Origin of the sequence: Brevundimonas sp. TWP2-3-4b2 (assembly GCF_049897345.1) — a bacterium.
Classification (GTDB): Bacteria; Pseudomonadota; Alphaproteobacteria; order Caulobacterales; family Caulobacteraceae; genus Brevundimonas.
Map to the genome: position 1 here is coordinate 124,934 of NZ_JAFCWB010000004.1, position 9,407 is coordinate 134,340.

10 protein-coding genes are annotated in these 9,407 nt (G+C 67.2%); 2 read left to right on the forward strand and 8 right to left on the reverse strand.

Going from position 1 to position 9,407, the window contains the following annotated elements; genetic code table 11:
- Nucleotide 1: 1 nt before the first annotated feature.
- Genes rplB through rpsJ form a run of 5 tightly spaced genes read right to left on the reverse strand, consistent with a single transcriptional unit; the run spans nucleotide 2 to nucleotide 2,936 of the window.
- Complete coding sequence (gene rplB, locus ACP7AS_RS10970) at nucleotides 2-835, reverse strand: 50S ribosomal protein L2 (protein WP_426028903.1); 834 nt, start codon at nucleotides 833-835, stop codon at nucleotides 2-4.
- A 4-nt stretch (nucleotides 836-839) separates the two neighbouring features.
- Nucleotides 840-1,145 carry a 50S ribosomal protein L23 gene (locus ACP7AS_RS10975; protein ID WP_298701884.1) on the reverse strand — a complete coding sequence of 102 codons (306 nt, stop codon included), beginning with the start codon at nucleotides 1,143-1,145 and terminating at the stop codon, nucleotides 840-842.
- On the reverse strand, nucleotides 1,145-1,846 hold the full coding sequence (gene rplD / locus ACP7AS_RS10980) for a 50S ribosomal protein L4 (RefSeq protein ID WP_426028904.1): 702 nt from the start codon (nucleotides 1,844-1,846) through the stop codon (nucleotides 1,145-1,147). Before rplD ends, ACP7AS_RS10975 begins: the two co-directional genes overlap by 1 nt.
- The gene (gene rplC, locus ACP7AS_RS10985) at nucleotides 1,846-2,610 is read right to left on the reverse strand and encodes a 50S ribosomal protein L3 (protein WP_426028905.1); all 765 of its coding nucleotides are present in this window, start codon (nucleotides 2,608-2,610) and stop codon (nucleotides 1,846-1,848) included. Before rplC ends, rplD begins: the two co-directional genes overlap by 1 nt.
- Nucleotides 2,611-2,630: 20 nt before the next feature.
- The gene (rpsJ, locus tag ACP7AS_RS10990; RefSeq protein ID WP_003164367.1) at nucleotides 2,631-2,936 is read right to left on the reverse strand and encodes a 30S ribosomal protein S10; all 306 of its coding nucleotides are present in this window, start codon (nucleotides 2,934-2,936) and stop codon (nucleotides 2,631-2,633) included.
- A 668-nt stretch (nucleotides 2,937-3,604) separates the two neighbouring features.
- Here rpsJ and ACP7AS_RS10995 point away from each other — a divergent pair.
- Nucleotides 3,605-4,351, forward strand: a complete 747-nt coding sequence (locus tag ACP7AS_RS10995; protein WP_426028906.1) for an outer membrane beta-barrel protein — start codon at nucleotides 3,605-3,607, stop codon at nucleotides 4,349-4,351.
- A gap of 279 nt (nucleotides 4,352-4,630) precedes the next feature.
- Here the strand turns inward: ACP7AS_RS10995 and ACP7AS_RS11000 are convergent, their stop codons facing one another.
- From ACP7AS_RS11000 to ACP7AS_RS11010, 3 genes are all read right to left on the reverse strand, one after another.
- Nucleotides 4,631-5,554: a GIN domain-containing protein gene (locus ACP7AS_RS11000; protein WP_426028907.1), complete on the reverse strand. Its 924-nt coding sequence runs from the start codon at nucleotides 5,552-5,554 to the stop codon at nucleotides 4,631-4,633.
- A gap of 97 nt (nucleotides 5,555-5,651) precedes the next feature.
- Nucleotides 5,652-6,560, reverse strand: coding sequence for a cupin-like domain-containing protein (locus tag ACP7AS_RS11005; RefSeq protein ID WP_426028908.1), 909 nt, complete (start codon nucleotides 6,558-6,560; stop codon nucleotides 5,652-5,654).
- A gap of 8 nt (nucleotides 6,561-6,568) precedes the next feature.
- Entirely contained in the window at nucleotides 6,569-7,708 is a 1,140-nt protein-coding gene (locus tag ACP7AS_RS11010; protein WP_426028909.1) for a GNAT family N-acetyltransferase, read from the reverse strand.
- A gap of 419 nt (nucleotides 7,709-8,127) precedes the next feature.
- Between ACP7AS_RS11010 and ACP7AS_RS11015 the strand changes: the two genes are divergently transcribed.
- Nucleotides 8,128-9,219 carry a L,D-transpeptidase gene (locus ACP7AS_RS11015; protein ID WP_426028910.1) on the forward strand — a complete coding sequence of 364 codons (1,092 nt, stop codon included), beginning with the start codon at nucleotides 8,128-8,130 and terminating at the stop codon, nucleotides 9,217-9,219.
- The last annotated feature ends 188 nt before the right edge of the window (nucleotides 9,220-9,407 follow it).

Genomic DNA, 9,407 nt, shown 5'->3' on the forward strand with positions numbered 1-9,407 from the left:
TTTAGCGAGCCTTCTTAACGTGGCGGGTACGGATGATGTATTTGTCCGTAGCCTTGTTCTTGCGGGTCCGGGTGCCCTTGGTGTCCTTGCCCCACGGCGTAACCGGGGTACGACCGCCAGAGGTCCGGCCTTCACCACCACCGTGCGGGTGGTCGATCGGGTTCATGGCCACGCCGCGAACGTGCGGACGCCAGCCCATGTGGCGAACGCGACCGGCCTTGCCGAGGTTCTGGTTCATGTGGTCGGGGTTCGAAACCGCGCCCACCGTGGCCATGCAGCCGTCCAGCACCATGCGGAGCTCGCCCGAGCCGAGACGGATCTGGGCATAACCCTGGTCGCGACCGACCAGCTGGGCATAGGCACCGGCGGAGCGGGCCAGCTGGGCACCCTTGCCCGGCTTCATTTCGACGTTGTGGATGATCGTGCCGACCGGCACCGAGCGCAGCGGCATCGCATTGCCCGGCTTCACATCGACCTTCTCGCCGGCCACGACCGTGTCGCCCGCCTTCAGGCGTTGCGGCGCGATGATGTAGGCCTTTTCGCCGTCCTCATAGATGATGAGGGCGATGAAGGCGGTCCGATTCGGATCGTATTCCAGGCGCTCGACGGTCGCCGTGGCGAACTTCCGGCGCTTGAAGTCGATCTTGCGGTACAGCGTTTTCGCACCACCGCCGCGGAAGCGGACGGCGATACGACCGCCGGCACCGCGGCCGCCCGACTTGGTCAGGCCTTCGGTCAGCGACTTCTCGGGGCGTCCCTTGTGGAGCTCCGAACGGTCGATCAGCACCAGGGCGCGACGGCCCGGCGATGTCGGATTGTATGTTTTCAAGGCCATCTGATCAGAGCCCCGTGGTGACGTCGATCGACTGGCCTTCGGCCAGCGTCACGATCGCTTTTTTGATGTCGACCCGACGGCCCATGATGCCGCGGAAGCGCTTGGTCTTGCCCTTTTGGACCAGGGTGTTGACCTTCAGGACGTTGACCTTGAACAGGCTTTCGACCGCAGCGGCGATCTCGTCCTTGGTCGAGGTGCCCGAGACGCGGAACACGACCTTGTTCTGCTCCGACAGGATCGTGGCCTTTTCCGTGATGATCGGAGCCAGGATGGTGTCGTAGTGTTTTACGGTGGGGTTGGCGCCAGCCATTACGCGGCCTCCTTCTTCGTCTTGGCAGCCGGTTTGGCGGCCGAGGCGGCCTCGGCTTCACGACGCGACGGGGTGTAGTCCTTGTAGGTGGCCTCGATCGCTTCGATGGCCGCCTTGGTCAGCACCAGCTTGTCCGCGCGCAGGATGTCGTAAACGTTCAGGCCGGCGTTCGGCAGTACGTTCACCATCGGGATGTTGCGGGCGGCCAGGCCGAAGTTCGTGTCGACTTCCGGACCGGCGATGATCAGCGTGCGGGTCCAGCCCAGCTTGCCGAGCGTTTCGCGCAGACCGGCGGTCTTGGCGTCCTTCAGGGACAGGCTGTCGACGATGACCAGATCACCGGCGACGACCTTGGCCGACAGCGCATGACGCAGGGCCAGGGCACGAACCTTCTTGGGCAGCGAGAAGCCGTGGTCGCGAACGACCGGGCCGAAGGCGCGCGAACCACCAACGAACTGCGGGGCACGACGCGAACCGTGACGGGCGCCGCCGGTTCCCTTCTGCTTGTACATCTTCTTGCCGGTGCGAGAGTTCTCGTTCCGGGTCTGGACCTTGTGGGTACCGGCGCGGCGCTTGGCCAGTTGCCAGTTGACGTAGCGGGCGAGGATGTCGCCGCGAATGTCGGTGATGCCGAAGACGGCTTCCGACAGTTCGACGTCACCGGCGGCCTTGCCGTCGAGTTTGATGACCGAGAGTTTCATTACGCTTCACCGCCTTCGGTGGTCTCGACCGCGGCAACGTCCTCGGCCGGCGTTTCCGCGGCGACGGGTTGCTCGGCCGAAGCCTTGGCGTTCGACTTGATGCCACCCGGGAAGGGAGCGTCGGCCGGACGGGTCTTCTTGATGGCGTCGCGAACCTTGACCCAGGTGCCTTCGTGACCGGGGACAGCGCCCTTGATCAGCAGCAGGCCACGCTCGACGTCAACGCGGAACACGGTCAGGTTCTGGGTGGTGACGACTTCCTGGCCGTAGTGGCCGGCCATCTTCTTGCCCTTGAAGGTCTTGCCCGGATCCTGACGCTGACCGGTCGAACCGTGCGAACGGTGCGAGACCGAGACGCCGTGGGTCGCCCGCAGACCGCCGAAGTTCCAGCGCTTCATGGCGCCGGCGAAGCCCTTGCCGATGGTCTCGGCCTGGACGTCGACCTTCTGGCCAGCGACGAAGTGGTCAGCCGAGAACTCGGAGCCCACATCCATCATGGCGTCCGCATCGATGCGGAACTCGGTGACATAGGCCTTGGGTTCCACTTCCAGCTTGGCGAAAGATTCGCGCTGAGCCTTGTTGGTGTTCTTGGCCTTCTTGGTGCCAGCGCCCAGCTGGAGAGCGACGTAACCGTCACGCTCCTGGGTACGTTGGCCGACGACTTGGCAGCCGTCGAGCTGAAGCACAGTGACCGGTACGTGCGCGCCGTCATCGGCGAACACGCGGGTCATGCCCAGCTTCTTGGCGATCACGCCCGTGCGCATCGGATCCCGCCTCTTTCTTATTAAATCTTGATCTCGACGTCCACGCCGGCGGACAGGTCGAGCTTCATGAGCGCGTCCACGGTCTGCGGGGTGGGGTCGACGATGTCGAGCACGCGTTTGTGCGTGCGGATTTCAAACTGCTCGCGCGACTTCTTGTCGACGTGCGGCGAGCGGTTCACGGTGAACTTTTCGATCAGGGTCGGCAGCGGGATCGGACCGCGAACGGTCGCGCCCGTGCGCTTGGCCGTGTTCACGATTTCGCGCGTCGAAAAGTCGAGGACGCGGTGATCGAAGGCCTTGAGCCTGATGCGGATGCTTTGATCCATATCGGTCGTATTTCCCAAGCAGGCGAACCTGCGTCCCTGTGAACCATTTCAAAGACCGGAGGCCTTCAGGCACGAATGCCTTCAGAGTACGCACGTCCGCAAAAACGATCGGCCCACGCAGTCGCCCGCGAGAGCCGTTGAAGTCCTGGGTCACTGCAAAGAACAGGGTCTCAGGTCGTTCCTGCGAACCGCGTCTGCACCCCAAAATCACTCGGGATGCACAGCCGGTCCAACAAGAGTTGGCGCTTATGACCGCCGATTCCGATTTGGTCAAGCGGCGAAACTGTGTCGGGGCGGGGTTTTGCCCGGAACCGTCGTTCGGCGGGGACCGTCGCGTCTCACGGACGGCCGGGCCGCGTCCCGTCCCGGGGGCGATGCGGCGGCCGGGCATCGGCCGCGCTCTATAGAGTTTGCGCCGGGAGGCCTTTTCCGGACCCGGAATCCGCATTCCTGGCCGTCCAGCGGCCGGGATTTCTGACAGCCCGGTTATCGGCCGCCATCGGATCTCCCCACCACTGCCGCAGCGGCGCCACAATGCGTGCCGGATAAGCAACACGCCGTGCCAGCCGCTGATATGTGACTGTTTTGTAATAGCGATTCAAGCGTAGCCGCTGGTAGCCGGATCGGGCCGCGACGCTCCCATCGCGGTCCATCAACGGAAAACAAAAATGAAGTCCCTCTTCCTCGCCACCGCCGCGGTTGCCGCCCTGTCTGCCGCTCCCGCCCTGGCCCAAACTGCCCCGGTCGGCTCGATCGGCGCGACCTACTCGTCTTCGAACATCGACTTCGGCGGCAGCGACCTCGACGCCGACAGCGTGGCCATTGACGGCGTCGTCGCCGTCTCGGCCTTCTCGGGCTGGACCGCCACCTTCGCCGGAGCCGTTGATCACAACAACGATTCTGACGACACCCTGGGCTCGGGCACGGCTCACCTGACCCGTATGACCGGCTCGGACGTCCGCTTCGGCGGTTTCGCCGGCGTCGCCGACCTGGGCGGTGACACGGCCTACAGCGCCGGTGCCGAGGTCCAGAAATACCTCGCCAACGCCACCCTGACCGGCACCGTCGCCTACACCACGGCCGACAAGTCCGACGTGGACGTCTGGACCGTCGGCGGCGACGCCGCCTTCTATGTCCAGCCGAACCTGCGCCTGAACGCGGGCGTCAGCTATTCGTCGATCGACGCCGGTCCGAGCCTGGACCTGTGGACCTACGGCGTGGGCGCGGAATACGAGATCTCGGACACGCCCTTCTCGGTGGTGGCAGGCTACACCCGCGGTGACGTGGAAGACGTGACGGTCGACACCTGGAACATCGGCCTGCGCTACAGCTTCGGCGGCGGCCTGCAGGCGCGCGACCGCGCCGGCGCGGCTCTGCCGGGCACGGCCATCAACGGCCTCCTGGGCACCCTCTAGGGCTCCCGCGATCCTGAACGACGAAGCCCCGGCGGAGCGATCCGCCGGGGCTTTTTCATGGGCGGTCCGCCTTGGAGCGTGCCCTTGGCGAGGGGTGCAGGGACGGCGCGGTGGCGATGCTCATGGATGGTGGCGACCCCGCCAAGGCGCAGCAGCACCGAGATCATCGTCCTGTCCGGCGTCACGGCCTGACGCTGAGGGCGACCACCCACGAAAAAGGCCCGGAGGGTTCCACGCTCCCGGGCCTTCCTCTGCGGTCGTCGTCAGATCAGGTCCGTGTCAGCGACGCCGACGCTCCTGCCGCAACGTCTGACCGCCGATCTTGACCTTGCCCGACCCCATGACGCTGTGGGAGACCGCGCCCGTCACAGCCCCGACGCTGATGTCGCCCGAGCCCATGATATTGGCTTCCAGGCTGGCCGCGGTGCCCGGAATCTTGATTTCGCCCGAGCCGGGAATGTTGGCTTCGACCGCGCCGACGCTTCCGCCGGCGACGGTGATCGTACCGGACCCCATGATGTTGGCCTCGACCGGCCCGTCCACGCGGACGGCGTTGATGTCGCCTGAGCCCATGACATTCGCCTCAAGGGCGCGGGTGCTCCCGGCGCGGATGCTGCCGGAGCCCATGATGTTGGCCTCCAGTCGGTCGGAGGTTCCGGCCCGCATGTCGCCCGACCCCATCAGCGCGAGGGACATCGCACCGCTGGTATTGGCGACCGTCCAGTCACCGCAGCCGCCGTTGCCCAGGTCGATCGACGAGGCACCGCGTCCGACCGCACCGAACACCGCGCCGCTCTCGACGGCAACGTCAACGGCGCGAGGACTGCGAATCACGATCAGCGGGGCGTCGGACATGTTGATGGTGCCCACCCGGCGGACCTCAACCGAGGCCCCCTCGCCCGGCTGCCGCGTGCCCTCGGCACCGGACCGGCAGTTTCGAATGGAATTATTGCCGAACATCCCGCCGCGCAGCTCTCCCTCGATGAGCACGTCATCGCCCCGGCGGCGAACCTCGAGGGCCGGCAGGCCCGACGTGCCCTGCTCGATTTCCACGGCGATGTCGGCCCGGTCCTCAACGATGACGACCACGCGGGCAACCGCATGTTCGATCTTGGCGGACGGCCCGTCCTTGGCTGCGGCGGGACCGACGGCGATGACTGCGAGCGCGGCGAGCGATACGGCGGATGTGATAGCGAATTTCATGGTGGGACCTCCCTGTCCGGATGTGACGGGAAGGTGCGACCGCCAAAGCGCCGAGTCAGCTTAAATCGAGGTCATGACGCCGTTGTAAGGAAGCCCCTCAGGCTTTCAGCGCACCCGCACCATCCGCCACGCCGACCTCGGGTTCGAAATCGCGTTCGAAATGGGCGAGACGGCTCTTGAGGCCACCCACCCGCTTCAGCGCCAGCGAGGCGGCCCAGCGCGCCGCCAGTTCCGGTCCCGTCATCCGGTCGGTCATGCGCGGCCGCCCGCCCCGGCTGCGAAGCACGGCATTGGTATAGAGGGCCCCGTTCCGGAACCGCGACGGCCAGGTCTGGAAGTCCATCGACAGGGAGACGCAGAATCGGTCCAGGTTCTCGACCCGGTGCGGCGCATAGATGGGCCAGGTCAGGGCCTGCCCGGGCTCCAGATCCATAACCTGTGCATCGGCCTCGAAGGCCAGCGTATAGGGCAGTTCCTCGGTCGTCTGGCGCGAGACCACCTGCTCCATGTCGGCCTCGGCCAGATGGGCCTCATCGCCCGGATAGACGAAGATCCGCTTGCGCCCGCGCAGATGGAACAGGACCACACCGGCCGCGTCGAAATGATAGGGCACCCGGGCCTTGGGCGACGACAGGATCAGCTGGCCAGCGGTCTTCACCGCCCGCAGGCCGGGATAGGCACCCTGCACGCCACCGAACTCTGCCATCGCGGCGGCCCAGAGCTCGGGCCAGCCGGTCTCGACCGAGCGCAGATTGACCCACAACCGGCCCTGCTGGATCGCCGCCAGTAACTCGGTGCCGTTCAGCCGCCCCCGGGCACCGGTGCGCAGCGAGACCTGACCCGCCGCGTCGTAGTCATACAGATTGATGTCGAACAGATCGGCGGGATATCGATCCAGCACCGCCGCCAGCGCGGCGTCGGACGCGAACCCCTGCTCGACGAGGCTGTGCCGGTGCACGGCGGCCTGGGTGATGGGGCCGGAATAGCGGGTGCGTGTGTCGCTCATCGGATGTCTCAGGCCGGAACGGATCGGATCGAACTCTGGCGGGCCTTTGCAAGCGCCGCGCCCGCGGCCTGGACCGCGCCCTTGAGCCGGTTGCCCGGCGTGGTCTCGCAGGCCTCGATGGCGGCCCACCGTCGCCGCACGCTGGTGCGCAGCCGCTCCCCGCGCCCGCCCAGGACGCCCACCGCGGCCTCGCTGACCGCCGCGCCGATCCCCGGTTTCAACACCATCGCCTCGCGCACGATGTGCGCGCCGTTGCAGAAGTATTTCTTGTAGTGCTCGCCCTCGAAGCCGAAGTCGAAGGTGCGGTAGCCCAGCGGGGCAGAGAGCCGCATCGTGTCCATGCTCAGCAGGATGCCCGGCGAGCAGCGCGCCATGGCGGGGTCATAGCCCGGGAACCAGAAATGATACTGGTCGCCCGCGTGCAGCGAATATTCGATCGCCGTCAGCCGGTCGCCGGCCCAAAGGCCCGCCATGGAAGCCCCGAAACCGTCGCTGTCTTCCTTCAGCAGGGCATGCAGCAGTTCGGCCGTCCAGCCACAGGCGAAGATGTCGTGCCGCGCCGTCCGTCGGTACTGATCGCGTTTCAGATCGATCAGCCAGTCCAGCAGCGCGGGATCGCGCAGGCCACGCTCCACCCGCATCGGGCCCAGCTCGGCCTCCATGCTGCGCCGGGCACGCTCCTTGTCCTTGAAGAATTTGCCGTAGGTGGTGCGCCGCCCGGCATACCAGCCGTCATAGCCGCCCTCGCCCAGTTCGACCTGCACCGTACGCCGGTCCTCGCCCAGGGCGGTCCCGCCGACCCAGGCGGTGACGTTCAGCCGGGTCGCGCCGAGCACCCGGGCGGCCTCCTCCAGAGACGGGGCCTGTCCGGGAAAGGCGATGATGCCGTGATAGTCGTTCATCGGGGCCGCCAGCGGCTGCATCGCGCCGCCGCGCCGCTGGTGCGGGAAGAAGCCAACGGTCTGGCCGTCTCGCAAGAAGACGGCCACCGCCGCGTCCGGGCTGATGCGACCGGCGACCTTGGCGAACTCCGGCCGGAAATAGGGGCTGTTCAGCGCGGGATTGGCGGCCAGCATGGCGCGCCACGTCGCCCACCGGTCCTCGTCCAGCGCGTCGATCGCGACGATGTCGACTTCAAGCCCAGCCATGCATCCGTCCTGTGGCGCGCCCGCGACGGACCGCCCTTCTGCGCCAGACATACTCCGGTGCGCGTTTCGGGCCGGTGAGCGTTCATGGTGAACGACGCGTGACCGGGAGCCAGTCCCCGGCCCGGACGTTGCGTCTCGACTGACCCATCTTGCCCGGAGCCCCGATGACCGACCCCGAACGTCCGCCGACCCGTGAAACCGAGTCCGAAAACCAGCGGACGCCTGGCCGTGAGGGCCAGCCTCCGCGCCCGGCCACCGAACCCCGCGGATCGGAAGGCTCATCCAACTCGGGGGAGACCGCGACGGACCCTGCCACAGGGACGCCGAACCCCTGATCTGACCGTGCGCCTTCGCCGAGCTCACGGAACGACTGTGTCGGCAAGGGATTGGGTCCGGACACAGTCATTCTCCGGATTCCCATGTCGCTTCGTCTGATCCTCGCCTCCGCCAGCCTCTTCGCCCTCGCCGCCTGTGGTGCACCGGATCCCGTCACGCCGGACCCAACGGCCTCCGGCACCCGGGCAAAGCCTCAGTCCGGCGGGGTGCCGATCCTCACGGTCGACCAGATCGAAGCCGGCATACCGGCCGCCTCCGCCCCGAACGCTGCGACGGCCACGCCCGCGCCCGCCCCGGCCGCGGGTGAAGCCGGACCTGTCGCGACCGCCGTGACCGCCCCCGACCCCGGTCTGGTCCGGCTGCAGGTGCTGCTGGACCGGACGGTCTTCTCGCCCGGCATGATCGACGGCCTGGCCGGCGACAACACGCGTCAAGCCATCGGGGCCTATCGCAAGGCCAATAATCTGGGATCGGGCGACCGCGCCGACGCGGCCCTGCTGCAGCATCTCGCCGCCGCCGACACCGCCCGGGTCATGACGCAGTATGTCATGACCGCCGCCGACGTCGCGGGTCCCTTCAGTCCGCCCGCGCGCGGTAAACTGGCCGACATCGCCAGGAACGGCACGAATTTCGTCAGCCCGCTGGAACGGTTGGCCGAGCGGTTCCACATCACCGAGGCCCTGCTTCAGGGCCTGAACCCCGGCGTCGACTTCAGCCGCGCGGGCCAGACCCTCGTCGTCCCCGCCGTCACCGACACACCGCTGGCGGGCGTCGCCCGGATCGTCGTCAACAAGACCGAACGCTCGGCCCGCGCCTTCGACGCGGCGGGCAAACTGCTGGCCTTCTATCCGGCGACCATCGGCTCCAGCGAGCGTCCCGCTCCGTCCGGCACGGTGACGGTGACCGGCGTCGCGCCTGAACCGAACTATACCTATGACCCCAGCCGCGTGACCTACGACCGCGGCGACCGGAAGGTCGTGATCCCCGCCGGTCCGAACAATCCGGTCGGTACGGTCTGGATCGACCTGTCGCGCGACACCTACGGCATCCACGGCTCACCCGACCCGTCGAAGATCGGCAAGACCGCCTCCAACGGCTGCGTCCGCCTGACCAACTGGGACGCCGAGCAGCTTGCGGCGGGGGTCAGGCCGGGCGTGGTGGTAAGATTTATATGAGTACCAAAAACCCTTCCCCCCTTGCGGGGGAAGGTGGCAGGCGGAGCCTGACGGATGGGGGGGGGGGGGGGGGTGAGACACCCCTCCGTCCGATTTGCGTCTGCTCCATTCAGCCTGCCAGCGGAACCAGCACCCCCATCCGAGCCGCTTTGCAGCCCACCTTCCCCCGTGAAGGGGGAAGGGCCCAA